This window comes from Dongia deserti (assembly GCF_003574735.1).
Classification (GTDB): Bacteria; Pseudomonadota; Alphaproteobacteria; order Dongiales; family Dongiaceae; genus Dongia_A; species Dongia_A deserti.
In genome coordinates this window covers 1-24,054 of the sequence record NZ_QORW01000001.1, presented here as the reverse complement: position 1 = coordinate 24,054, position 24,054 = coordinate 1, and the positions used below count along the sequence as shown (strand labels likewise).

Sequence of the window (24,054 nt, the reverse complement as noted above, 5' to 3'; positions counted from 1 at the left end):
CGATAGAAGAGCGGATATGACCGGCAAATCCGACGCACCGCTGCCCGTGAGCGCGATCACCAGCTATCACGCCCACATCTACTATGAGCTGGGCGAGGAGCGGGCGCGCGCCGAGTGGCTGCGCACGCTGATCGGCGAACGGTTCATGGCGCGCATCGGCGCCTGGCACGACGAGCTGGTCGGGCCGCACCTCAAAGGCATGTACCAGGTGGCGTTCGCGGTCGATCTCTTCCCGCGCTTCGTGCCGTGGCTGATGCTAAACCGCGTGGGGCTGTCGGTGCTGGTCCATCCCAACACCCGGCGGCCGCGCGATGATCATCTCACCTACGCGCTCTGGCTTGGCGAGAAACTGCCGCTGAAAGAGGAGACCCTGCCGATCGAGGTGCCCGAGGCCAAGATCGAAGAGTTGCCGCCGCCCAACACCAACCCGACCCTGCGGCCTTGATTGTTTCTTGTATGTGAACAATGATTTCCGCCGCCGGCCATTACCGGCCGATGGCTGCGCTGCCTACATTAATGCCCTAATCTAGCCAGCCGTTTCTGATGGGAGAGCCGATCATGGGCCAAGCCAAAGTTCAGTCCGTCAGTTCCGAGCGTCGGATGGTCGCCACCATCCGCGGCCGCGCGGCCAGCGACGGCGCGGGCGTAAAGCTGACCCGCGTCATCGGCCAGCCGTCGCTGCCCGACCTCGACCCGTTCCTGATGCTGGATGAGTTCGGCTCCGACAAGGGCGCGGACTATATCGGCGGCTTCCCGGACCATCCGCATCGCGGCTTCGAGACCGTGACTTACATGCTCGCAGGCCGCATGCGCCACGGCGACAACCAGGGCAATGTTGGCCTGCTGCGCCCGGGCAGCGTGCAATGGATGACTGCCGGCCGCGGCATCATCCATTCCGAGATGCCGGAGCAGGAAGAAGGCCTCATGCAGGGCTTCCAGCTCTGGGTCAACCTGCCGGCCAAGGACAAGATGACGAAGCCGCGCTACCAGGACATCGACCCGGAGAACATTCCGGTGGTCGAGCGCGCGGACGGCGTCAAGGTGAAGGTACTGGTGGGCAGCTTCGATGGTGTCACGGGTCCCGTGACCAACGTGGCGACCGATCCGCTCTATCTCGATATGACGCTGCCGGCGGGCAAGTCGGCCAGCGTGCCGATTGCGCCGGAGCACAATGCCTTTGCCTATGTGTTCGAAGGCCATGCGAGGATCGGCTCGGAATCGCAATTGGTCGAACGCGGCCAGCTTGCGGTGCTCAGCCTTGGCGATGGCGTCACTGTCGAAGGCGGCCCCAAGGGCGGTCGCCTGATCCTGGTCGCCGGCCGGCCCTTGCGCGAGCCGGTGGCGAAGTATGGCCCGTTCGTGATGAACACGCCGGCGGAGATCCGCCAGGCAATCGCGGATTATCAGGCTGGCCACTTCGTCTGACGCCTAGAGCGGCCAGAAGATCAGCAGCGCCGGCACGGCGACCGTGAGGACAACCAGCTCCAGTGGCAGCCCCATTCTCCAGTAGTCGGAGAACCGGAATCCGCCGGGTCCCATGATCAATGTGTTGTTCTTGTGCCCGATCGGCGTGAGGAAGGCGCAGGAGGCGGCGACCGCGACGCCCATCAGGAAGGTGTCGGGATTGACCTCCAGCCGCTGCGCAACATCGATGGCGATGGGGCCGGCGACGACGATGGTCGCGACATTGTTGAGCATGTCCGACAGTGTCATGGTGGCGATCATCAGGGCGACGAGGGCGACCACCGGTCCGTAGGAGCCGGTCAGCCGCGTGATGCCGTCCGCCACCAGCGCGGCGCCGCCGACCTGCTCGAACGCCGCGCCGATGGGCAGCAGGCAGGCCAGCATCACGATCACCGACCAGTCGATCTGCTCATAGAACTCCCGCGCCGGAACGAGGCCGAGCGCCGCATAGGCCACGACGGCGATTGCAATGGCGATGGTGAAGGGCGTGAGGCCGACGGTGGCTGCCGCGATGGCCGCGGCGAACAAGCCGATCGCCAATGCCGCATCGAGCGGCCGAAACCGGGCGATGCCGAGCTGATTGATGGGCAGCAGTCCGAGCAGGTTCAAGGTCAGGCCCGCTGCGGACCGGCTGCTGGTGAGCAGCAGCATGTCGCCCGGCCGGATCACGCGCTCACCCACTTTCTGGCGGGCCACAGTACCCGCCCGCGAGATGCCGACCAGCGTAAGGCCGAACCGGCTGCGCAGGGCGACGCTCTGCGCCGACCGGCCGATCAGGCGCGAATCCGCGCGCACGACAGCCTCGATGACCTGCGGCTCTTCGACGGTATCCTCCTTCGGCAGATCGTCCGGCCTCGTATCGCCGCCCGCAATGCCGGCCTCTGCCATGGCTTCGCCCACCGAGTTGGGGGAGCCTTCCCCTTCGCCGCCACCATGCGGCTCCTGCAGGCCCGCTGCCTTGATAAAGGCCGCGATCGCATCGGTCGCGCCCTCGACCACCATAATGTCCGCTGGCGCAATCTCCATGACGTGCGCCAGGGCATCGTAGCGCTTGCCGCCGCGAACCAGGCCGAGGATAAGGACCTCGGCGCGCTCCGCCATCTGGTCGAGATCGGACGGCGTCCGTCCCACTGCGGGGCTGTCCGCCGGGACCCACAGCTCCGCCCTGAACGATGAATGGCGTGCCGGCGCATCCGACTGGTCCATGCGATGCGGCACCAAGCGCCAGCCGATCAGCGCCACGAACAGGACGCCCGCAACTGCGACCGAGAGCCCGACCGGCGTGAAGTCGAACATGTGGTACGACTGGCCGAGCCGCTCGTTGCGGATGGCGGCGGCGATCACGTTGGGCGGCGTCCCGATCAGCGTCACCATGCCGCCGAGAATGGTCGCGAAGGACAGGGGCATCAGGGTCATCCCCCGTGGCCTGCCGGCCTTGCGCGCGGCCTCGATGTCGATCGGCATCAGCAAGGCCAGCGCCGCCACGTTGTTAATGACAGCCGACAGGATCGCGCCCAGTCCGCCCGTGAGGCCGATGTGCCGTCCGACCGGTCGCGACTCGCGAGCGATGATGGTGGCAGGTAGACCGAGTGCGCCGGAATTCTCGAATGCCCGCGAGGCGACCAGCACCAGCGCAACGATGATCACCGCATGATTCGAGAAGCCGGAGAATGCCGCTCCTGGAGATACAAGTCCGAGCAGGACGGCAGCAAGGAGGCCGCCGGCCGCCGCCAGGTCGTGCCGGATTCGCCCCAGCATCATCGCCCCGAGAATGAGCGCGAAGAGGACGAACAGCAGGACCTGATCCAGCGTCATCGTGCTCCTTTCGCAGCGCCGTGCCGAGATGGCTCAGCCACGATTAGTACATGGTGAAGCGCATCGCCGACTTGCAGGCGTGATGTCGAGACGGCCCTGCCGTCAGGCGACCGCCATCAGGCGAGATCGAGAACGAAGTCGTAGCGCCCGAGTTTCGTGTCCTGCTCGCCCGTGAGGTCCAGGAGCAGGGCCGAATCGAAGATCCAATCGCGGGCGTTCCCCGGCTCGCCGGGGAAGTAGAGCTGTGTCGTCAGGATGCGTTGGCCGGGCGCTTGGACCTTGATGTGGAAGTGGCGGGTGCGGCCGGGATAGAGGCCGGGCACGATGGTTTCGAACACGAAGCGGCCGTGCGCGTCGCTGAACTGGTGGCCGCGAAGGCGGTAGCCGACATTGTCGTATGCGCCGGTCGAATCGCAGTGCCAGAGATCGAGCAGCGCGCCGGGCACCGGGCGGCAGCGCCGGTCCAGCACGAAGCCAGCAAGGGAAATGCGGTCGCCTTTCATGCCCTCATCGACCAGGTTGGTGCGTTCCGGAGAATTGGGCGTGAAATAGGGACCTTCGGTCTGCGGCGGCGTCGGGTCGTCGGAATCAGGGCATTGCGGCGTCGCCGGGAGTAGATTCTGCTGCGCTTGCGGCCGCCGCCAAGCGAGCCCCGCCAAAATGCTCGAGGCGCCGATGCCCAGCAGGGCGCGGCGTGACCATCTCACGTAGCTCATGAACCATCCGTAACTGCAATTGCCGTCCGCCTTCAACGGGCGGAGGGGTCACAATCCTGCGAGGCCTACTCCGCTACGCTCTTCTGCTCCGCCGGGAAGGCGTAGGTGTAAACGTGGCGCTGTATGTCGCTCAAGTGCTTGTACATGCACTCGAACGCGCGCTCGCTGTTGCGCGCCGCGATCGCCTCGTAGATCTCCTGGTGCGACGCGGAATGCACCGATTGGCGTTTGAAGCAATGGGCATTCTCGCTGAGGCGCCGCCAAGTGGCATCGCGCCGGCTCGCGCTCAACGTGTCGAACAAGGACAGGAACAAGGCGTTGCGCGCGGCCTCGGCGACCGCGCGATGGAAGTTCTCGTCGGCCCGCTCATAGAACGCGGGGTCGGTCGCCGTCCGGGTCTCCTCGGCCAGTCCCTGCAGGCGGCGAATGTCGGCCTGCGAGGCGCGCAGCGCCGCAAGCCGCGCGATCACCGGCTCAACCGCCAGGCGCACCTCGATCACCTCCAGGGGATTGGTGAATTCCAGGATGCGATCGAACGGAATCGCCGCCATCGCCGAAGCGACGGCCATATCCGCTTGCCGGGCCCGCACAGCCGTCGGCGCGGCAATCGGCGCGGTCTTGCTTTGCACGAAGGTGCCGCGGCCCTGGTGGCGCGTGATCTGCCCTTCTTGCTCCAGGATCTCCAGCGCGCGCCGCAGCGAGCGGCGGCCCACACCCATCTCGCTCGCCAGCGTGCGCTCCGGCGGAATGCGACCACCGGTCCCCAGGCTGCCGTTGGCGATCATCTGGCGAAGCTTGCTCAAGGTCTGGTCTGCTTGCTGCAACATCGAAGGGCCTCTCGTCCGCGCCGATCCGCCGAGACCGAATGGTCTCACCGCGGTCGCCCGGCCTCGAACCAAACAGAGCGCGCAGCGGTGGCTGCAGTTATTGGTCCCGATATGGTCCGAGTTCGCGCGCTCCGGACGACCGGCCCATGATGCGGCCCAATTTGTCTGATGTAAACCTTTCATTGTGCCGGCACGCGCGGGAAAGCTGGGGAAATCTTCAGCGCGGCACATCCGTCCGATCACATTTTCCCGCATGGCGCGGGACCGACGCCTGAGCCAATCACGGCAAATGGATCGCAGTTGACGGCACGGAACGGGAATGGTTACGTTTGGATCGTGTATCGACGCCTTCCGGAACCATTCGCTAGAAAATGGTTCGCGGCGCCGAAACGAGGGAGAGGCGGATGAGCGCGAGCGCCAGGCCCGAAGGCCACAATCTCCAGGCGGCACTGGACCAACTCCATGCCGATGTCTACCGCCACCACATGGCGCCGTTCTGGGCGATCGACAAATCGAACAAGAACGACGAGGACAACCAGCTGCGCGACACGCGCAAGCCGGTTCCCTTCATCTGGAAATACCGCACGGACATCGAGCCGCTGCTTCATCGTTCGGCCGAGCTCATCAACACCGAATCCTCCGAGCGCCGCTCGCTCATCCTGGTCAATCCGGGCCTGGCGCCCAAGCGCGCGTCGGTCTCGACGATGTACACCGCCTACCGGCTCAACGATCCTAACGAGATCATGCCGCCACACCGGCACTCGCCCAACGCCATCCGGCTCGGGCTCACGGGCGCGCTCAACTTCACCGGGGTCGAAGGCGAGAACATCACGTTCGGCCCGGGTGACATGGTGCTGACGCCGCACGACACCTGGCACAATCACGGCAATCAGGGCGACGAGCCGGCAATCAACTTGAGCGTCCTCGATCTCCCCTTGGTCGAGACGCTGAACGCCATGTATTTCGAGCACGACTACACCGAGGAAGAGGAAGGCAAGCGCGTCCGCCGCGTCATGCAATCCGAGCGCTACACGCCGGACTACTCCCAGCGCGTCTATGGCGCGGGGGGCCTTATGCCGCGGTTCGTTTCGCACGCGCGCGGCACCGGCAACGCGTCGCCGATGTATGTCTATCGCTGGGACATGATGCGCGAGGCGCTGGAGAAGTTCCGCAACTGGGATGGCGATCCTTACGAAGCCATCATGATCGAGTATGTCAATCCGCTCGACGGCAAGCCGGTCTTCAAGACCATCACCTTCTTCATGCAGATGCTGCGGCCGGGCGAGCGCACGCAGCCCTTGAAGCAGACCGCGAGCCTGCTGGTGGCGCCCTTCGAAGGCCGCGGCTACAGCCTGATCGGCGGCAAGCGGCTGGAGTGGGAGCGGTTCGACACCTTCGCGGTTCCTGGCGGCGAGTGGGCAGAGCATGTCAATGCGTCCGAGCACGAGCCAGCCATCCTGTTCGTCGCCAGCGACGAACCGACCTTGAAGGCATTGGCGCTGTATCAGAAGCATGGGCGCATGAAGAACGGCGAGGTGGTGCGGCTCTCCTGATTTCCTCGCCGGCATATCCTCATCACCAGCGCACAATCATCATGGCCCGATCCAAAAATACCAAGCTGTTAGCGAACTACGACTGCCCCGGCGGCGGACAGGTCTGGGTCGAGGGCACCACGCTCTATGTCGGCCACATGCGCGAGCCAACGGGCACAAGCATCGTCGACGTGTCGGATCCAAGGAACCCCAGGACCGTGGCACGCATCGAGGTGCCGAAGGGCTGGCATTCGCACAAGGTGCGGGTTGCCAACGACATCATGGTCGTCAACCACGAGAAGCTCGGCACCGAAGGCGATGCGTCATTCGGCGGCGGCCTCGGCATCTATGACGTTAGCAATCCGCCCGAGCCGAGGCTCATCACCAAATGGCGCACCCAGGGCCGCGGTGTGCATCGCTACGATTTCGACGGGCGCTACGCCTACATCTCGCCGACGGCCGAGGGCTATGTCGGCAACATCTGCATGATCCTCGACCTCAAGGACCCGGCGAGACCGGAAGAGGTGGGGCGCTGGTGGATCCCCGGCCAGTGGAAGGCGGGCGGCGAGGACTATCCGTGGGAGAACTGGACCGCTCCGCGTTGCCATCATCCGATGCGCCGCGGCGACCGGCTTTATGTCAGCTATTGGCACCACGGCTATTACATCCTCGACATCTCCGACATGTCGAAGCCGAAGCTGATCTCCGGCGGCAATACGTCACCGGCCTTCCCGCATCCGACCCACACCTGCCTGCCGATGCCGCAGCCATTGAAGGGCCGCGACATCATGGTGGTGGCTGACGAGGATGTGGCGAAGCTCTGGCCGGCGCCGCCGGCCTTCACCTGGATCTACGACATTACCAACGAGGCATGCCCGGTGCCAATCGCGACCTGGCAGGTAGAAGGCCTTGACAAGGATGGTTCACCGCAGCCGCCGATGATGGGCTGCCACCAGCCATCGGAACGTTTCAAGGGCACCATCATCCCTTTTGCCTGGTTCGCGCAGGGACTGCGTCTGCTCGAGATCGCGGATCCTTACAACCCCCGCGAGGTCGGATTCTACGAGCCCGATCCGCCGCAAGGGTTCGAGGTGTCCTCGTCGAACGATGTAACCATCGACGATCGCGGGCTATGCTATCTGATCGACCGCCAGCGCGGTGTCGACATCATCGAGACGTCGGTTTTGTAGCGAAACAATTGGGGCGTGACCCATGAGCGGTGACAACAAGGACATCCATCCGATCGGCAAGAAGAGCCCAACGCTGCCGTTCCATCCCGCCGTGCGCGCCGGCGATTTCATTTTTGTCTCGGGACAAGTCGCCAAGGATGAGAACGGCAATATGTGCGTCGGCAATATCGAGGAAGAGACGCGCTTGACCATCGAAGGCATCAAACGAATCCTGGCGCTGGAAGGCGCCGATCTCTCGGATGTCGTGAAAGTGACCGTCTACCTGGAAGACGCGCGCAATTTCGGGCGCTACAACAAGGTGTTCGCGGAGTACTTCCCGGACGGGCGGCTGAGCCGCACCACGGTCGAGGCGCGCGCGGTCATCGAGTGCAAGATCGAAATGGATGCAGTCGCGTACAAACCGCGACGCGGATAAGCAAGTGGGCGCAAACTGCGTCCGGCAGGGTGACATAAAGGGAGGGAGATAGGAACATGTTGCGGCTTCTCGGTCGGAACACGTCCGGCAATGTCCAGAAGGTCATTTTCCTGCTGGAGGAATTGGGCGCGCCCTATACGCGCGAGGATTACGGGCGCCAGTTCAACAACACGCAGGACGCCGCGTATCTGAAGCTCAATCCCAATGGCAAGGTGCCAACCCTCGTCGATGGCGACGTGGTGGTGTGGGAGTCGAACACGATCCTGCGCTACGTGTGCAATAAGCTGAACAACACCGCGCTTTATCCCGCTGACCCCGCTGCGCGGACGGAGGTCGAGCGCTGGATGGACTGGCTGCTGGCATCGGTGAACTATCATTACGTGGCCGTCTTCAAGGATTCAAAGAAACCAGCCAATGAGCGCGCCGCGACCTTCGAGGCCGATGCCAAGGAGTTGGCGGCTCAACTTTCGATCCTCGACGGCGCCATGGCAGGCAGGAAATGGATCGCGGGCAGTAATTTCGCCCTCACCGACATTGCGCTGGGGCCGATCTTGCATCGGTGCCTGGATTTTCCGATCGCGCTGCCGGCGCTTTCCAACCTGAAAGCCTGGCGCGAGAAGCTCAAAGAACGGCCGGCGTTCAAGAAAGCAACGGGAGCTTAGGAATGCTCCACGCTCACCATGCCCCCTCTCGTCATGGTCGGGCTTGGTCCGACGGGCAGCGCTGAGCAGTAGCAGACAAAGTCGTGGATGGTCGTGCCAAGCACGACCATGACGGAACATAGCGAATGAGCAAGAAGAGCGAGCAAGAGGAGAGGCAGGATGGCTAAAGCAGCAGTGGTGGGTCTGGGAACCATGGGGCCGGGCATCGCGCAGACTCTGGCGCGCGCCGGCATGGACGTGACGGCCTTCGATCTCAGCGAGGACCAGCGCAAGAAGGCACCGGAAGGCATCGAACTCGCCAACAAGGTCCTGAGCGCGCTTGGCGTGGCCGACCGCGCTAAGGCGCCGGTTAAGATCACCGGCTCTCTCAAGGAGTGCGTCGACGGCGCGACCGTGGTGGTTGAGACCGTGCCCGAAAAGCTCGACATCAAGGCGGCGGTGTTCAAGGAGATCGACGGGCTGGTCGGCAAGAACTGCATCATCGCCAGTAACACATCCGGCATCCCGATTACCAAGCTGCAGGAGAACATCTCCGCGCCGGAACGGGTGGTCGGCATGCACTGGTCAAACCCGCCGCACATCATCCCGATGATCGAGGTGATCGCCGGCAACCAGACCTCGAAGGAGACCGTGCAGTGGATGGTCTCCACCATCAAGGATCTCGGCTTGCTGCCGGTGGTGGTGCAGAAGGATGTGCCCGGCTTCGTGGAAAATCGCGTGCTCTATGCGCTGCTGCGCGAGTGCGTCGATCTGGTGGACCAGGGCGTGATCGATGCCGAAGGACTCGATACCTGCGTCTCTTGGGGCATCGGCTACAAGCTGTCGGTGATCGGCCCGATGGCGCTGCTCGATATGGCCGGCCTCGACATCTATCAGGCGGTCGGCTCTTATCTGAACAAGGATCTGTGCAACCGGGGCGACCTTAGCGCCTATGTGACCGAGCGCACCAAGGCTGGCAAGCTGGGCATGAAAACGGGCAGCGGCATTTTCAGCTACACGCCGGAAAAGATCGCGGAGCTGCGTGCGCTGCGGGCCAAGCGCCTGGTCGCCGTGCGCAAGGCGTTGGAGAGCTGAGCGGCAGCTCGGCCCGAACCTCAATTGCGTGGCGTAACAAGCGTTAAAAATGGGGACAGGAACGGAAGGAAACGACAATGAGCACGAAGACTCTCAAAAGGTTGGCGCAGGTGTCGCTGCTTGCGCTTGCCCTGACCGGGATCGCAGCCGCGCAGGCGGCGGATGTGAAGAGTATCGCCATCCTGACACCGGAAGATCCGACTGACTACGGCTGGAACCAGCAGGGCCATGACGCAGCCAAGGCGGTCGCGGAGAAATACGGGCTTGAGTTCATTCCGGCGACCGGCCTCGGCTATGGCGATGTGCATCCGCAATTGCGCGAAGTGGCCGATGACGGCGCCAGCCTGATCATCGCCCACGCCAGCGGCTATAACACCGCGGCACCGGAAGTGGGCGCCGAGAAGGGCGTGCCGGTCGCGATCGTCGATCGGCCCGACGCCAACAAGGCCGGCATGGTTGCCGACTACACGCTGAGCGGCCATGAGGGTGCCTATCTCGCCGGCGTGCTCGCGGCCAGGACCACGCAGACCAAGTCGGTCGGCATCGTCGTCTCGGGTGAGCCGCCGTCCTGGAACTCGCAGTCCGCCGCCTTTGCGCAGGGCGTGAAGGCGACCGACGGCAGCATCAAGGTGCTCTATGCCGTGATCGGCCCGGCCGCCTATTCCGATGCGGCGGGCGGCAACCGCGTGACCGCCTCCGTGATCGGCGCGGGCGCGGATGTGATCTTCGGCCAGGGTGACGGCGCCACGTTCGGCATGCTGCAGGCGGTGGAGACCGGCAAGTCGACGGCGAACGGCAAGGTCTGGTTCATCGATGTGATCGGCGACAAGACCTCGATCGACAAGGGCAACTTGCTCTCCTCGGTGGTGTGGAACCTGGTGCCGGTCTATTCCGCGATGGTCGAAGATCTGAAAGCCGACAAGTTCGGCACCAAGGGCTATTCGATCCAGCTCTCCGACGATTCGGTGCAGCTCCTGAAGACCAAGCACATCCCGGACGACGTCTGGGCCGAAGTCAGCAAGGTGCGCGAGCAGATCGTCAAGGGCGAGCTGAAGGTCGAGCCGATCTGGGAAGCGGACAAGGTGCGGGCGCTGATGACACAGGTCACCGACGCACCGGCTCAGTAAGAGTGTGAACGAGAGGCGTCGTCATTGGCCGTTCCAGTCGCCGCGGTCCGCAACGTCACCAAGCGCTTTCCCGGCGTGGTGGCCAATGACGGCGTCTCGCTCGAATTCCACGCGGGCGAGATCCATGTGCTGCTGGGCGAGAACGGCGCCGGCAAGTCGACCCTGATCGGCCTCCTCGCCGGTATGCAGCAGCCGGATGGGGGCGAGATCGTGATCGACGGGCAGCCGGTCAACATCGCCTCGCCCCGCGCCAGCTTGGAGCTCGGCATCGGCACCGTGTTCCAGCATGTACTGCTGGTGCCGTCGCTCTCCGTCATCGAAAATCTGATGCTGGGCGGGCCGTGGCGGCGGAAGCTGCTGCGCGGCCCGGCGCTGGCGCGGTTCCGCGAGCTTTCGCAGCTGCTGGGCGTGGAGATCGATCCCGATGCGCAGGTCGGGCGGCTCTCCCTGGGCGAGCAGCAGCAGGTGGAGATCATGCGCGCGCTGTGGCGTGGCGAGAAGGTGCTGATCCTCGACGAGCCGACCTCCATGCTCACGCCGCAGGGCGTGAAGGATCTCGGTGCCGTCATGCGGCGCCTGCGCGAGAAGGGCGTCGCGCTCATCCTCATCACCCATAAGCTGGTCGAAGCCTACGAGCTCGGTGATCGCATCTCGGTCTTGCGGCTGGGCCGCGTGGTCGGCGCGCTGCCACCGGAGCGGCTGCGGGCGATGAGCGAGCAGGAGGCGACCGATGCCGTGATCGAGATGATGTTCGGCACCGTGACGCATCACGAGCGCGATGCGGAGATCCTGGTCGGCCGCGGTCGGCAGGCGTATCGCGCGCGTGTCGTCGATCGCACCCGCGCGCCGCGTCTCTCGGTGCGCGGGCTGACCACCGAGGCGACGCGTGGCGCATGCCCATTGCGCACGGTCGATTTCGATCTCTGGCCGGGCGAGGTGCTCGGTATCGCTGGTGTCGATGGAAACGGGCAGAAGCACCTCGCCGAAGTACTGGCGGGGCAGCGCGTGGCGGCTTCCGGGACGATCATCCTGGACGGCAAGGATATCACGGCTGATGCAGTGCCGGAGCGGCGGCGCCATGGCGTGCGCTATGTAACGGACGAACGGGTGGGCGAGGGGACGGTCGGCAGCTTCTCCGTCGCCACCAACCTGGTGCTGAAGGAGATCGGGGCATCGCCGTTCTTCCGCCGTGGCATCAGCGACTGGGACTATATCCATGATCATGCCCGCGCGCTGATCAAGCGCAACGACGTCCGCACGCCGTCGGAGAAGACGCCGGTGGGCAAGCTCTCTGGCGGCAACATCCAGAAGGTGCTGTTGGCGCGCGAGCTCAATGCCGAAGCGAGCGTGGTCGTCTTCAACAAGCCGACCTACGGCCTCGACCTGCAGAACACACGCCTCGCGCACGAGCGCATCCTGGCTGGTGCGGACCAGGGGCTGGCGACGATCGTCATCTCCACCGATCTCGATGAGCTGCTGGAGATCGCCGACCGCATCGGCGTGATGTTCCAGGGGCACCTCGCCGGCATCGTCGAGAACGGCCCGGATGTGGAACGCAAGGTGGGCCTGCTGATGACGGGGGCGAAGGCGGCATGACGGGCTCTTTTCCGCTTCGGCCATTTCTCCAACTGTCACCCCGGACAGCCGCGCAGCGGCGTGATCCGGGGTCCATTCATCCGCCGCACGTGCGGCTGCCCAATGGATCCCGGCTCAAGGCCGGGATGACAGTTGAGTGGGTGGAGGCGCTGGCATGCGAGGCACCGGCATGACCGCCGAAGTGCACGTCGCGCAGCGCGGTGCGCCGGGGCACGAGGGCGGGCGCGAGATTGTTGCCTCGGTCCTGCGCGTCGCGGTGCCGATCCTGCTGGCGCTCGTCGTCGGCGGAATCATCCTGCTGATCCTGGGCAAGGACCCGATCGCCTATTACGGCTATGTCGCGCGGCGGGGGCTCCTCACCTGGGGCGGGCTACAGGAGACCTTCACGCGCATGTCGCCGCTGCTGCTGATCGCGGCGGGCTTGATCGTCGCGTTTCGCGCGGGCATCTGGAACCTGGGCGGCGACGGGCAGTTCCTGCTGGCGGCAGTGATCACCGCGGCGCTCGGGCCGGCATTGGTCGGCGTTCTGCCGAAAGCGCTGACGTTGATCGCGTGCGTGATTGCGTCCGCAATCGTGGCGGGCTTGTGGGCCGTGATCCCGGCGATCCTGAAGGCGCGCTATGGCATCAACGAGATCATCACGTCGCTGATGATGAGCTTCCTCGGCATCAGCTTCGCGAACGTGCTCATCAAGCTGTTCTTCTGGGACCCATCGACCACGGTGCCGCAGACCCGCACGCTGCCGGTTGAGGACAGGCTGCCGCGCCTGTTCGATACGACGATCCACAGCGGCGTTCTGATCGCGCTGGCGGTGGTCGTGCTGGTGCACCTGATGATGACGCGCACGGCGTTCGGCCTGAAGCTGCAGGTGGTCGGCGCGAATCCGGCCGCTGCCGTTCATGCGGGGCTCAACGTTGCGTGGCTAACGATCGCGACCTTCACCCTGAGCGCCGCCTTGATTGGAATCGGCGGGTCGGTGGAGATCCTTGGCGTGTTCGGCACGGTGCGGGCGGATTGGAATCCTGCTTTCGGGCTGCTGGTCGTGCCGCTCGTGTTCCTGGCGCGCTTCAACGGCTATGCGGTGATCGGCTTCACCCTGTTCTTCTCCGCGCTCATGATCGGCGGTGACAGCGCGGCGCGGCGCATCGGCGTGCCGCAGCATTTCGTGCTGGTGCTGGTTGCCCTGCTGCTGATCTTCCTGGCGGTGGTCGAGTATCTCGATCACCAGCGCCGCAAGCGGATCGGAGCCTGAGCGATGGAAGCGCTGCTCAACCAGGCCTTCCTCACCTCGCTGCTGTTCGGCGCCGTCACGGCGGGTGTGCCGCTGCTGCTGGCCGGCTTGGGCGAGCAGATCTCCGAAAAGGCCGGCGTCCTCAACATCGGCATCGAAGGGATGATGCTGTTCGGCGCTTACACCGGATTCGTGGCCGCCTATTACAGCGGCTCGTTCTCGCTCGGCTTCGTCGCCGGCGGTATCGGCGGCGCGCTGGTGGCATCCTTGGTCGTGCTGCTCTGCATCCGCTATGGCCTCAACCAGATCGTGATCGGCATCGCCATTACCCTCGGCATAGAGGGCCTGACGGCACTGCTGCATTACTTCCAGTTCAGCAGGACCTATCCGCGCCTGGACCAGGCGCCGGTCTGGGCCCTGCCGTTCCTGAGCGACATCCCGGTCCTCGGGCGCGCGCTTTTCAGCCACAACCCGATCGTCTATCTCGCGGTCGTTCTGATGATCGCGCTGGTCTGGGTATTCCGCGCCACCTATGTCGGCCTCAATCTGGAAGCTGCCGGCAACAAGCCGGCGGCGCTCGACGCGGCCGGGGTCAGCGTGGTGAAGACGCGTGCCTTCGCCGTGCTCGCGACAGGATTCCTGTCCGGCGTGGGCGGCGCCTACATGGCCAATGTCGGCGCGGGCCTGTTCGTGCCCTTCATGACCGGTGGGGCCGGCTTCATCGGCATCGTGCTCGCCATGCTGGCGCGCGGGAAACCTGTGTGGGTGCTGCTGGGCGCGGCCCTGTTCGGCATCAGCCTCGCCATGACCACCGCGCTGCAAGTGGGCGGCATCAACATCCCCACCGATGTGGTGCAGATGCTGCCCTTTGCCATGGTGATGCTGGTGCTGGTGATCTTCGCGCGGCACAGCGTGCTGCCGCCGGCGCTGGGCCTGCCTTACGTGCGCGGGGAGCGTTGAGGTCGGTACTGAAGAGTGGAATTATAGGCTGAAAGGCTGGAGCTGGGAGAGGGACAATGGCTGATACGAAAGTCTATCTGCTCGACGGCGGAACTTTGGTGATCGACGGCTTTCACGCGTTCTGGAATCGCGGGCCGGGCGGCGAGCTGCGCTTCCCGTGCTATGCGGTGGTGGTGGAGCATGATGATGGGCGATACATGTTCGACACCGGTTACGATTTCGATCACGTGATGCGCGTGCTGCCGTTCGAGAAGCCGATCCAGGACAAGCGGCAGACCATCCCCGGGCTGCTCGACAGCATCGGGCTCAAGACCGACGACGTCAACTACGTCATCAACTCGCACTACCACTTCGACCATTGTGGCGGGAACAAGCACCTGCACAAGGCGTGCACCATCTGTCACGCGAAGGAGCTGGAGGCGAGCGGGAATTGCCAGCCGTTCGAGCATCTCGGCTATTCCGATCTCACCTTCGCGCCGGAGCTGCACAAGAAGAAGAGCGGCGGCAAGGAGCTGCCGCCGGATCCCGCGCTCGACATGTACACGCCGACCTTCCAGACGCTGACCGGCGATCAGGAGATCGCGAAAGGACTCTGGCTGTTCGAGACACCCGGCCACACCGCCGGCCACTACAGCATGATGGTGGAACTGAAGAACCGCCGCCCGATGCTGTTCACCGCCGACGCGTGCTACAGCAAGAAGAACATGGATATGATGTGCATCTCCAGCTTCCACCTGGATCCGGTGGCGAGCGTGCAGTCGCTGCATCGCTTGAAGGAGCTGGCCGCGAAATACGACGCCGAGCTGTTCTACTCGCACGATCCGGAAAGCTTCAAAGGCTACCAGACGGGCGCGAACTATTATTCGTGAGGCGGCGCACCAGGCAATCTCAAACCGTCGCCCCGGACAGCCGCGAAGCGGCGTGATCCGGGGTCCATGGTCGCGGCAAGCGCAAGCCGATGAATGGACCCGGCTCGTTGGCCGGGGTGACAATAGAGTGGGTGGCTGGTAGCGAGCGTCGCTGAACGCGCGGCTACCAGCGCACCATGCCGGCATCGACGTTGAGCGCCTGGCCGGTGATCCAGTGTGCTTCTTCCGATGCGAGGAAGGCGACGGCCGGGACGATGTCGGCCGGCTTGCCGACGCCCTTGATCGCCTGCAGCATCTCCACGAAGCCGAACGCCTCCTTGTGGGGAGTCTGCTGCACGCCCTCCGTGTCGGTGAGGCCGGGGCAGATCGAATTCACGGTAATCTTGTAGGCGCCGAGCTCGGTCGCAAGCGCGCGGGTGAAGGTCAGCACGCCGCCCTTCGACGCGACGTAATGCGCCATGTTGGGTGTGCCGGCGAAAATGGAGTTGGAGCTGAAGTTGACGATGCGGCCGTAGTTGTTCTTGCGCATCAGGTCCGATCCGGCCTGGCACATCAAGTAGAGCCCGTCCAGATTGACGCGCAGCACGCGCCGCCATTCCTTGAAGGTGAGCTCGTCCCACTTCACGAAGGGGACGATGGCGGCGACGTTCACCAGCACGTCGAGCTTGCCGCATTCCTTTGCGACAACGTCAAACAGCTTGCCGACCTGATCCTCGTCGCCGATATCGCAAGAGATCCCGAAGCTCTTGCCGCCGATCGCCTTGGCCGTCGCCTCTACGCCGCCGCCGTTGATGTCGACGGCGACGACCAGCGCACCTTCCTGGCCCAGCCGCTCCGCGACCGCTTTGCCCATGCCCTGCGCGGCGCCCGACACCACGGCCACGCGACCCTCGAATCTGCGCATGTTCAGCTCCCCTCGAGATTGAAACGCCTATTGAGCTTCGATCACCTGCATGGCGGCCTCGATGCCCGCCGCCACGTCGACCTTGCGCCCCAGCTTGCGCAAGGCGCCACCGAGCGCGGTCAGGGCGACCGTCGCATAGATCGGCTCCGCGACCGGGCCCATATGGCCGATGCGGATCAGCTTGCCCTTGGTCTCGTTGCGGCCGCTCGAGAACACCACGCCGAATTCGGCGCGCGCCGCTTTGAGAATGGCATCATCATTGACGCCCGCCGGCACGCGCACGGCAGTGCAGGTGGGAGAGGCGATGCTCTCGGTCTTCGCCCACAATTCCAGCCCCATGGCCTTGATGCCGGCGCGGCAGGCGCGCGCGGTGAGCGCATGGCGGCGCCACACATTTTCCGGCCCTTCGGCGAGATATTGATCGATCGCGCCGTCCAGCCCATTCATCTCCGCGACCGATGGCGTGAAGGCGAAATCCTCCTCCTTGCTCCAGGCGTTCTTCCAGTCCTTGAGGCTCAGCACCGACGCGAAGGGCGCCTTGGGATTGGCTTCGATATGCTTCCAGGCGCGGTCGCTGACCGCCATCAGCGTCAGGCCCGGTGCGCCGCCCAGGCATTTGCCAGGGCCGGTGATGAAGATGTCGGCGAAGCAGTCCTCGGGATGGATGTCCATGCCGGCGAACGAGGAGACGGCATCGACGATCAGCAACCCATCATGCTCGCGCACGATCTTGCCGATCTCACGCACCGGATTGAGAGTGCCGGATGGCGTGTCGTGATGCACAACCGAGACGATTTTGATGTCCGGCCGTTTGCGGAACGCCTCCGCCACCTGGCCAGGATCGATCGCCTCGTTGAAGGGCACCTCGATCTCCACCATTTCCTTGTGGTAACGCGCCGACCAATAGCCGAAGCCCTTGCCATAGACGCCGGACGCGAGGTTCAGCACCACGTCGTCGGGCGATATGAGGGAAGCAGCCGCCGCCTCGATGCCCGGGGCCGGTTCGATGTGCAGGACGAGCGTCGGCGCCACGGTGCGCAGCGCGGTCGCGCACTTGCGCGTCACATCCTCATAGAATTGCAGGAACCAAGGGTCGAAATCGTACTGAACCGGGCGCGACATGGCGCGCAGCACACGTGGATAGGCGGCCACTGGTCCCGCCGACAGAGTGATCACCGGTTCCTTGATCCTGGATGCCATGACGCGAGCCCCCGCTGGGTTTTCTTGCTCTTCCTTTGGTTCGCTGATCATAGACGCGGGGCAAAAAAAGTGGAAACAATATCCGCAATGGGACGGCATTGGTTCCGGCGGGGATGAATTCAAGATCCGAAAATTGGTTCGATTTCCTGGTGATTGGTTCCGGGACTGCGGGGTCGGTGCTGGCCGCCCGCTTGAGCGAGGATCGCGAGCTCAGGATCGGGTTAATCGAGGCCGGCGGCAGGCCGACCGATCCGCGCATCGCCGAGCCGGCGCAGTGGCCGCTGCTGCAGGGCAGCGCCATCGACTGGGCCTATCGCACCATCCCGCAGCGCCGCACCGCGAACCGCATCCATGACTGGGCGCGTGGCAAGGTGATCGGCGGCTCCACCGCGCTCAACGCGATGGCGCACGTGCGCGGCCATCCGGAGGATTTCGATGCCTGGGTGGCCCAAGGGTGCGCGGGCTGGGGCTATGCAGACCTCATGCCCTACTTCCTGCGTTCGGAACATTACACGCCGGGCGCCTCCGCCTATCACGGAAGCGGCGGGCCGTTGCATCTGATCCGCCCGAGCGAGCCGCATCCGGTGACGCTGGCCTACATGGCGGCGGGGGAAGAAATCGGCATCGCCCTCACCGACGATCACAACGGCGCGCGGATGAGCGGACCCACGCTCAACACCCTCACCATCAAGGATGGCAAACGCCAGACCATCGCCGACGCCTATCTCGCGCCGGCGCTGTCGCGGCCGAACCTGCATCTGATGGCGGAGACACAGGTGTTGTCGCTGATCCTGGAGGGCGGGCGCTGCCGTGGCGTGCGTGTCTCCGAGGGGTCGGGAGAGCGCGATCTGGTGGCGGAGCGCGGAATCATTCTGGCTGCCGGCGCGATCGCATCGCCCGTGCTGCTCATGCACTCGGGCATCGGCACGGCGGAGGAGTTGCGTGCGCTTGGGATCTCTGTGCGCCACGATCTGCGGGGCGTCGGACGCAATCTGCACGATCATCTGCTGTCCGGCGGCAATGTCTATCGCGCATGCCGAACGGTGCCGCCTTCGAAGTACCAGAACTCGGAATCACTCATGTATGTTGCGCGCGAGGGCGCCATCAGCGCGCCGGAGCTGGTTCTGGCCTGCGTCGTCGCGCCGGTCACCACGGAACAGTTCGCACCGCTGCAGGTGGGCGAGGCCTATACCATCATGTTCGGCTTCACACATCCGCGCAGCCGCGGCAGCATCAAGCTGGCCAGCGCCGTATCGAATGCAGCGCCGCTGATCGATCCCAACTATCTGGCGGAGCAATATGATCGCGACGTGTATCTGGATGCGCTCGAACAGGCACGGGCGGTGGGTCACGCGCAGGCGCTGTCCGATTGGCGGCTGGAAGAATATCTCCCCGGGCAGACCGTCAAGACATCCGCCGACAAGCGGGCTTTCCTGGAGAAGGCTGCGTTCACCCACCATCACCCGGTCGGCACCTGTCGCATGGGCTGCGACGTGGATGCGGTGGTCAGTGCCGATCTGAAGGTACGTGGCCTTGACCATCTCTATGTTTGCGACGCCTCGATCATGCCCTCCATCACCACCGGTCCGGTCAATGCCGCTATCGTCGCGATCGCGGAACGGTTCAGTGATCTGATGCGCGGCCGGGCCCCGCTCACCCCTTATTTGCCGACACGCGAAGCGGTGCTGGTATAGATAGGATATGAAAATCGGACTGAGCACGCTGATTCTATGCGCCGGGCTGCTGGCGTCTTGCGTATCCGGAGCGCAGGACCGGCCGGTCACCTTGTCGCTGACCAATGGGGGAGCAGAAGGCCTGCATTGCCGCTTGATGTTCGGCCACTGGGTCGATCGGGATCTGGGCGAGCTCGAGCCCGGCGAGACCACCACGGTAGGCATGACGCAAGCGGCGGAGGATGGTGCGCTCTACATCATGCGATCGGATGGGGCGCGCAAGATGATGATCGAAACCATTCAGTGCGCCCAGCCTGGCAACTGGATGCAGAATTTCGGTCAGGTCGATTTTGCGCCAATCCGCTCTAGGCGCGCCCGTCTAATTGAGGCAATCTGCGCCGCGCCAGCCGGCGGGGGGCGGACGGTCTGCCGGCTGGATCGCATCGATTAACGACGGACAAACATGAGCGTGAGTACAAGCAACACCATCGCCGATCTGCTGCGCGTGGGCGATCCCGCTGCGCCTGCCATCGGTGCTCCGAACCGGAAGATGATGTCCCGCCGCGAGCTGCTGCAACTGGTCGATCACACGGGCGGCGCGCTACGCACATTGGGCATCCAGCAGGATCATGCTGTCGCCATGGTCATGCCGAACGGTCCCGAAATGGCCGTGGCTTTTGCGGCGGTGGTGAACTGGGCGATTGCCGCGCCGCTCAACCCCATCTACCGCGCCGAGGAGTTCGACTTCTATCTCGGCGACCTCGATGCCAAGGCGCTGCTCATCCAAGGCGGGGCCGACTCTCCGGTGCGTGCGGTGGCCGCGCAGCGCAAGATCCCGATCATCGAGTTGACGGCGGATGAGAGCGCGCCGGCCGGCAGCTACACGCTTTCGGTGCCGTTCGCTGATGCAGGGCCAGCGCGCCCGCGCCCCGAGGACGTCGCGCTTGTGCTGCACACGTCGGGCACCACATCGCGGCCTAAGCTCGTCCCGCTCAGCCATCGCAACATCGCGACCTCCGCGCACAACGTCGCGACGACTCTGGCTCTGACGTCGCAGGATCGGTGTTTGGTGATCATGCCGCTGTTCCACATCCATGGACTGGTGGCGGCGCTGTTGGCGTCATTGTCGGTGGGCGGCAGCGTGCATTGCCCGCCTCCCTTCCATACCCTCAAATTCTTCGGCTGGTTGGATGAGTCGAAGGCAACCTGGTTCACGGCAGTGCCCACGATGCACCAGACGATCCTGGCGCGTGCCCATAACAATGCCGATGTGATCGCACGGCGCAAGCTGCGTTTCGTCCGATCCTCGTCGGCACCGTTGCCGCCGCAGGTGATGAGGCAACTGGAGGAGGCGTTCGGCTGCCCGGCGATCGAATCCTATGGCATGACGGAGGCCGCGCATCAAATGGCGAGCAACCCGTTGCCGCCGCTGCCGCGCAGGCCGGGAACTGTCGGCATCGCCGCCGGGCCGGAGATCGCGATCATGAACGCCGACGGCAAATTGCTCGCGCCGGGCGAGATCGGTGAAGTCGTGATCCGCGGCGAGAATGTGACGGCCGGCTACCTTCACAATCCGAGAGCCAACGCAGAAGCCTTCACCAACGGCTGGTTCCGCACTGGCGACCAAGGCGTGATAGACGCGGACGGCTATCTCAGCCTCACCGGCCGGCTGAAGGAGATCATCAACCGCGGCGGCGAAAAGATCGCGCCACGCGAAGTGGATGACGTGCTGATGAATCATCCCGCCGTCGCGCAGGTCGTCACCTTCGCGATGCCGCACGACAAGCTGGGCGAGGACGTGGCCGCCGCGGTCGTCCTGTGCGACGGGCGGAGCATCACCGAGCAGGAGCTGCGCAACTTCGCCGCCATCCATCTCGCTGAGTTCAAGGTCCCGCGCAAGATCCTGTTCCTGCCCGAAATCCCCAAAGGCGCCACCGGCAAGCTGCAGCGCATAGGCCTGGCGCAAAGGCTGGGTCTGTCGGCGTGACCGGATGGGTCTCATCCGGGCGGTACCGGAACGGGGCGAGCGCGTGGCAATCGACGCCTTGACGTGGATGCGATCCCGACGTTGACCCGCCGGAAAGCGATCGCCGCCGGCCTTCTTGCCTCGCTGAGCGCCGAGGCGGTCTATTCGCGGTTGCGAGAGTCCGTTTGGCTTCCTGTTGCACAAAAGTGATATTTTGGGAACATTTAGCGCGTCTGCTGCATTGCACCATTCGAGGGTTTTCAGGGGCCCCCGCGTTGGGTTAGCTTCGTCACATCGCTGCGGCCACTGCTGCGCCGAGTCAGTGGAATTAGTTTGGTCCGCCAAGCCCGCCGGGAGAGCCGGCTGAACTCCGGCGAGACTATGTTTTGCCGCCCGATCTGGGTGGCCAGTATTGGAGCGGGACAGACATGCAGGTGAGCGTCTTTGGTCTCGACTATGTGGGTTCGGTCGCCGCGGGGTGCCTCGCCTCGCAGGGCCATGAGGTGATCGCCGTCGACCCTGATGCCGATAAGGTCGCGATGATCCGGCGCGCCGTCGCGCCAGTGAACGAGCCGGGGCTTAGCCTTCTCATCAAGGAAGCGGTGGGTGCCCAGCGGCTCCGCGCGACCACGGACGTAGCCGAAGCGATCGCGGGCTCCTCGCTGACCAGCATCTGCTCCGGCACCACCGACCGGCACACTCGCCCCGATCTCTCGCTCATCCTGTCGCTGTGCGAGGAAATCGGCGTTGCGCTCCGGGAAAAGACCAAATTCCACGCCATCGTCCTGCGCAGCCCGGTGCGGCCGGGCACGGTCCGCGACTTCATTCTTCCCGCCCTGGAACGCGCCTCGAGCAAGCGCGTGGGCGTCGACTTCGGGATCGGCATCTACCCGCAGTTCCTGCGCCGTGGCAACGCCATGGAGGATTATCTCAATCCGCCTGCGATAATCCTTGGAGTCACGGATGACGAGACCCTGGCGCGGCTGCGCGAACTGGATATCGCGCTGGAGGCGCCCGAGATCGTCGTGGAGCTGGACGAGGCGGAAGCCATGCTGCACGCCAACTTGCGCTCCGCGGCGCCGGCTCGCTCGCGGCCGGAACCGGCCTGGCGCGCACTGCCCGCAATGGCTTGAGACGATGTGAATTTCGGCAGTTCAGCCGCGGCAACCATGAAGCCGCGGCGGTGTTATTCCACGCGACACTTTCCCCACCCGTTCCTATGCATTTCCGGTAGGCTGAGCCATGTCATCGCTTACATCAAAAGAGAAGAATTCTGTCTCCATGCCCTCTCATCGCTTCCATCCCAGCATCCTGCGCGAATACGACATCCGCGGCATCGTGAACGAGACCTTGTTCGAGGCGGATGCCGAATGGGTCGGCCGCGCCTTCGCGACGGTGCTGGCGCGGGAACTGAAGCGCGCGCCGGTCATCGCGGTCGGACGCGATGGCCGCTTGAGTTCGCCGGCGCTGGAAGCTTCGCTGATCAAGGGCCTTAGGGGCGCCGGCGCCAATGTGATTTCCGTCGGGGTCGGGCCGACGCCGATGCTCTATTTCTCGGTTTACAAGCTGGAGACCGATGGCGGCATCATGCTGACCGGTTCGCACAACCCGCCGACCCACAACGGCTTCAAGCTGATGATCGGGCGCAAGCCGTTCTTCGGCGCCATGATCCAGGAGCTCGGCAAGATGGTCGCCAGCGGTGACGTGCTGAGCGGCAGCGGCACGCTCGAGAAGGCGTCGGTGCTCCAGGATTACATCGCACGGCTCGCGGGCGAGGTCTCGGACGTCGATCTGAGCGGCCTCAAGGTCGGCTGGGATGCCGGCAACGGCGCGGCTGGCGAGGCGATGGCGCTGCTCACCCAGCGCATCGGCGGGCACCATGTGATCCTCAATGAAAGGATCGACGGCAAATTCCCGGTTCATCATCCGGATCCCAGCGAGCCCAAGAACCTGGTGCAGCTGCAGGAGACGGTCGCGCAACAGAAGCTCGACATCGGCATCGCGTTCGACGGCGACGGCGACCGCATCGGGGCGATCGATTCCAAGGGCCGCATCATCTGGGGCGACCAGCTGCTATCGGTCCTGGCGCGCGACGTGTTGAAGGACAAGCCGGGCAGCACGATCATCGCCGATGTGAAAGCGAGCCAGGTGCTGTTCGACGAGGTGGCGCGCCTTGGCGGCAAGCCGCTGATGTGGAAGACAGGCCATTCGCTGATCAAGGTCAAGATGGCGGAAACCGGCTCGCCGCTCGCCGGAGAGATGAGCGGGCACGTCTTTTTCGCCGACCGTTACTATGGCTTTGACGATGCGCTCTATGCCGCGGTCCGCCTCTTGAAGGCAGTGGCGCGTAATGGCGGCGATTTGGCCGCCCTGCGCGATCAATTGCCGAGCCCGGTCAATACACCGGAGCTGCGCTTCGCCTGCGCCGATGATCGCAAGTTTGCCGTCGTGTCAGAGGTGCGCGACCGCCTGAAGAGCGAGCACGCGGAGTTCGACGATGTCGACGGCGTACGCGTGAAGACCAAGGACGGCTGGTGGCTGCTGCGCGCCTCGAACACCCAGGCCGTGCTCGTCGCCCGCGCCGAAGCGCGCGACGAAGCGGGGCTGGAGCGGCTGAAGGCGCACCTTGGCAAGCAGCTTGAAAAGAGCGGCGTGGCTTTGCCTGAGAAGTCGACGGCAGGGCATTAGGCACTAGTTGTCTCTCGTCCTGGTCGCGCTTGGCACGACCATCCATATGTGGACGGCCCTTTGCCTGCAAGGTTGATTGGATGGTTGAGCAGGTCCGATCGCTTGCGTCCATATGTCCGGCCTGTTGGTGCGATCGTGACTGATC

22 protein-coding genes are annotated in these 24,054 nt (G+C 64.5%); 17 read left to right on the top strand and 5 right to left on the bottom strand.

Going from position 1 to position 24,054, the window contains the following annotated elements; genetic code table 11:
- Positions 1–16 precede the first annotated feature (16 nt).
- Both DTX69_RS00110 and DTX69_RS00105 read left to right on the top strand, forming a co-directional pair.
- The gene (locus tag DTX69_RS00110) at positions 17–445 is read left to right on the top strand and encodes a DOPA 4,5-dioxygenase family protein (protein ID WP_119299469.1); all 429 of its coding nucleotides are present in this window, start codon (positions 17–19) and stop codon (positions 443–445) included.
- A gap of 113 nt (positions 446–558) precedes the next feature.
- Positions 559–1,425: a pirin family protein gene (locus DTX69_RS00105; RefSeq protein ID WP_119299991.1), complete on the top strand. Its 867-nt coding sequence runs from the start codon at positions 559–561 to the stop codon at positions 1,423–1,425.
- Between the two features lie 3 nt (positions 1,426–1,428).
- Here DTX69_RS00105 and DTX69_RS00100 read toward each other — a convergent pair whose 3' ends face one another.
- From DTX69_RS00100 to DTX69_RS00090, 3 genes are all read right to left on the bottom strand, one after another.
- Entirely contained in the window at positions 1,429–3,279 is a 1,851-nt protein-coding gene (locus tag DTX69_RS00100) for an SLC13 family permease (protein ID WP_119299468.1), read from the bottom strand.
- A gap of 116 nt (positions 3,280–3,395) precedes the next feature.
- Positions 3,396–3,995: a dioxygenase family protein gene (locus DTX69_RS00095; protein WP_119299990.1), complete on the bottom strand. Its 600-nt coding sequence runs from the start codon at positions 3,993–3,995 to the stop codon at positions 3,396–3,398.
- Positions 3,996–4,060: 65 nt separating this feature from the next.
- On the bottom strand, positions 4,061–4,822 hold the full coding sequence (locus tag DTX69_RS00090) for a FadR/GntR family transcriptional regulator (protein WP_162916444.1): 762 nt from the start codon (positions 4,820–4,822) through the stop codon (positions 4,061–4,063).
- Positions 4,823–5,226: 404 nt separating this feature from the next.
- Between DTX69_RS00090 and DTX69_RS00085 the strand changes: the two genes are divergently transcribed.
- The 10 genes from DTX69_RS00085 (at position 5,227) to pldA (ending at position 15,478) form a co-directional block, all read left to right on the top strand.
- Positions 5,227–6,375, top strand: coding sequence for a cupin domain-containing protein (locus DTX69_RS00085; RefSeq protein ID WP_119299466.1), 1,149 nt, complete (start codon positions 5,227–5,229; stop codon positions 6,373–6,375).
- A 41-nt stretch (positions 6,376–6,416) separates the two neighbouring features.
- A complete protein-coding gene (locus DTX69_RS00080) occupies positions 6,417–7,544 on the top strand; it encodes an LVIVD repeat-containing protein (protein WP_119299465.1) in 1,128 nt (375 codons plus the stop codon).
- 22 nt (positions 7,545–7,566) lie between these two features.
- Positions 7,567–7,959, top strand: a complete 393-nt coding sequence (locus DTX69_RS00075; RefSeq protein WP_119299464.1) for a RidA family protein — start codon at positions 7,567–7,569, stop codon at positions 7,957–7,959.
- A gap of 56 nt (positions 7,960–8,015) precedes the next feature.
- Complete coding sequence (locus DTX69_RS00070; RefSeq protein WP_119299463.1) at positions 8,016–8,621, top strand: glutathione S-transferase family protein; 606 nt, start codon at positions 8,016–8,018, stop codon at positions 8,619–8,621.
- 159 nt (positions 8,622–8,780) lie between these two features.
- Positions 8,781–9,695 (top strand): 5-formyl-3-hydroxy-2-methylpyridine 4-carboxylate 5-dehydrogenase, encoded by a 915-nt coding sequence (fhmpcd1, locus tag DTX69_RS00065; protein ID WP_119299462.1) that lies wholly within the window; start codon positions 8,781–8,783, stop codon positions 9,693–9,695.
- Between the two features lie 77 nt (positions 9,696–9,772).
- The gene (locus DTX69_RS00060; RefSeq protein WP_119299461.1) at positions 9,773–10,822 is read left to right on the top strand and encodes a putative B6 ABC transporter substrate-binding protein; all 1,050 of its coding nucleotides are present in this window, start codon (positions 9,773–9,775) and stop codon (positions 10,820–10,822) included.
- A 24-nt stretch (positions 10,823–10,846) separates the two neighbouring features.
- On the top strand, positions 10,847–12,418 hold the full coding sequence (locus tag DTX69_RS00055) for a putative B6 ABC transporter ATP-binding protein (protein WP_119299460.1): 1,572 nt from the start codon (positions 10,847–10,849) through the stop codon (positions 12,416–12,418).
- A 154-nt stretch (positions 12,419–12,572) separates the two neighbouring features.
- The gene (locus DTX69_RS00050; RefSeq protein WP_162916442.1) at positions 12,573–13,670 is read left to right on the top strand and encodes a putative B6 ABC transporter permease subunit 2; all 1,098 of its coding nucleotides are present in this window, start codon (positions 12,573–12,575) and stop codon (positions 13,668–13,670) included.
- Positions 13,671–13,673: 3 nt separating this feature from the next.
- Positions 13,674–14,609, top strand: a complete 936-nt coding sequence (locus DTX69_RS00045; RefSeq protein WP_119299459.1) for a putative B6 ABC transporter permease subunit 1 — start codon at positions 13,674–13,676, stop codon at positions 14,607–14,609.
- Positions 14,610–14,665: 56 nt separating this feature from the next.
- Entirely contained in the window at positions 14,666–15,478 is an 813-nt protein-coding gene (gene pldA / locus DTX69_RS00040) for a 4-pyridoxolactonase (RefSeq protein WP_119299458.1), read from the top strand.
- A 163-nt stretch (positions 15,479–15,641) separates the two neighbouring features.
- Here pldA and pldH read toward each other — a convergent pair whose 3' ends face one another.
- Complete coding sequence (gene pldH / locus DTX69_RS00035; protein ID WP_119299457.1) at positions 15,642–16,382, bottom strand: pyridoxal 4-dehydrogenase, SDR-type; 741 nt, start codon at positions 16,380–16,382, stop codon at positions 15,642–15,644.
- Positions 16,383–16,409: 27 nt separating this feature from the next.
- Positions 16,410–17,582, bottom strand: a complete 1,173-nt coding sequence (gene ppaT / locus DTX69_RS00030) for a pyridoxamine--pyruvate transaminase (protein ID WP_119299988.1) — start codon at positions 17,580–17,582, stop codon at positions 16,410–16,412.
- A gap of 113 nt (positions 17,583–17,695) precedes the next feature.
- Here ppaT and DTX69_RS00025 point away from each other — a divergent pair, with 113 nt between their 5' ends.
- The 5 genes from DTX69_RS00025 (at position 17,696) to pgmG (ending at position 23,909) form a co-directional block, all read left to right on the top strand.
- Complete coding sequence (locus DTX69_RS00025) at positions 17,696–19,276, top strand: GMC family oxidoreductase (protein ID WP_119299456.1); 1,581 nt, start codon at positions 17,696–17,698, stop codon at positions 19,274–19,276.
- A gap of 7 nt (positions 19,277–19,283) precedes the next feature.
- Positions 19,284–19,706: a hypothetical protein gene (locus DTX69_RS00020; RefSeq protein WP_119299455.1), complete on the top strand. Its 423-nt coding sequence runs from the start codon at positions 19,284–19,286 to the stop codon at positions 19,704–19,706.
- A 12-nt stretch (positions 19,707–19,718) separates the two neighbouring features.
- Positions 19,719–21,242, top strand: coding sequence for an acyl--CoA ligase (locus DTX69_RS00015; RefSeq protein ID WP_119299454.1), 1,524 nt, complete (start codon positions 19,719–19,721; stop codon positions 21,240–21,242).
- Positions 21,243–21,649: 407 nt separating this feature from the next.
- Positions 21,650–22,354: a Rossmann-fold NAD(P)-binding domain-containing protein gene (locus DTX69_RS00010; RefSeq protein WP_119299453.1), complete on the top strand. Its 705-nt coding sequence runs from the start codon at positions 21,650–21,652 to the stop codon at positions 22,352–22,354.
- Between the two features lie 148 nt (positions 22,355–22,502).
- On the top strand, positions 22,503–23,909 hold the full coding sequence (pgmG, locus tag DTX69_RS00005; RefSeq protein WP_284735459.1) for a phosphoglucomutase/phosphomannomutase PgmG: 1,407 nt from the start codon (positions 22,503–22,505) through the stop codon (positions 23,907–23,909).
- Positions 23,910–24,054 lie beyond the last annotated feature (145 nt).

Bases quoted from the DNA above. Each gene is read 5' to 3' on its own strand.
- DTX69_RS00080 (WP_119299465.1), top strand. From the start codon at position 6,417: ATGGCCCGATCCAAAAATACCAAGCTGTTAGCGAACTACGACTGCCCC.
- pldH (WP_119299457.1), bottom strand. From the start codon at position 16,382: ATGCGCAGATTCGAGGGTCGCGTGGCCGTGGTGTCGGGCGCCGCGCAG.
- DTX69_RS00060 (WP_119299461.1), top strand. From the start codon at position 9,773: ATGAGCACGAAGACTCTCAAAAGGTTGGCGCAGGTGTCGCTGCTTGCG.
- DTX69_RS00025 (WP_119299456.1), top strand. From the start codon at position 17,696: ATGAATTCAAGATCCGAAAATTGGTTCGATTTCCTGGTGATTGGTTCC.
- DTX69_RS00085 (WP_119299466.1), top strand. From the start codon at position 5,227: ATGAGCGCGAGCGCCAGGCCCGAAGGCCACAATCTCCAGGCGGCACTG.
- DTX69_RS00095 (WP_119299990.1), bottom strand. From the start codon at position 3,995: ATGAGCTACGTGAGATGGTCACGCCGCGCCCTGCTGGGCATCGGCGCC.
- fhmpcd1 (WP_119299462.1), top strand. From the start codon at position 8,781: ATGGCTAAAGCAGCAGTGGTGGGTCTGGGAACCATGGGGCCGGGCATC.
- DTX69_RS00105 (WP_119299991.1), top strand. From the start codon at position 559: ATGGGCCAAGCCAAAGTTCAGTCCGTCAGTTCCGAGCGTCGGATGGTC.
- DTX69_RS00050 (WP_162916442.1), top strand. From the start codon at position 12,573: ATGCGAGGCACCGGCATGACCGCCGAAGTGCACGTCGCGCAGCGCGGT.
- DTX69_RS00090 (WP_162916444.1), bottom strand. From the start codon at position 4,822: ATGTTGCAGCAAGCAGACCAGACCTTGAGCAAGCTTCGCCAGATGATC.
- DTX69_RS00020 (WP_119299455.1), top strand. From the start codon at position 19,284: ATGAAAATCGGACTGAGCACGCTGATTCTATGCGCCGGGCTGCTGGCG.
- DTX69_RS00015 (WP_119299454.1), top strand. From the start codon at position 19,719: ATGAGCGTGAGTACAAGCAACACCATCGCCGATCTGCTGCGCGTGGGC.
- DTX69_RS00070 (WP_119299463.1), top strand. From the start codon at position 8,016: ATGTTGCGGCTTCTCGGTCGGAACACGTCCGGCAATGTCCAGAAGGTC.
- DTX69_RS00110 (WP_119299469.1), top strand. From the start codon at position 17: ATGACCGGCAAATCCGACGCACCGCTGCCCGTGAGCGCGATCACCAGC.
- DTX69_RS00010 (WP_119299453.1), top strand. From the start codon at position 21,650: ATGCAGGTGAGCGTCTTTGGTCTCGACTATGTGGGTTCGGTCGCCGCG.
- DTX69_RS00045 (WP_119299459.1), top strand. From the start codon at position 13,674: ATGGAAGCGCTGCTCAACCAGGCCTTCCTCACCTCGCTGCTGTTCGGC.
- pldA (WP_119299458.1), top strand. From the start codon at position 14,666: ATGGCTGATACGAAAGTCTATCTGCTCGACGGCGGAACTTTGGTGATC.
- DTX69_RS00075 (WP_119299464.1), top strand. From the start codon at position 7,567: ATGAGCGGTGACAACAAGGACATCCATCCGATCGGCAAGAAGAGCCCA.
- pgmG (WP_284735459.1), top strand. From the start codon at position 22,503: ATGCCCTCTCATCGCTTCCATCCCAGCATCCTGCGCGAATACGACATC.
- ppaT (WP_119299988.1), bottom strand. From the start codon at position 17,582: ATGGCATCCAGGATCAAGGAACCGGTGATCACTCTGTCGGCGGGACCA.
- DTX69_RS00100 (WP_119299468.1), bottom strand. From the start codon at position 3,279: ATGACGCTGGATCAGGTCCTGCTGTTCGTCCTCTTCGCGCTCATTCTC.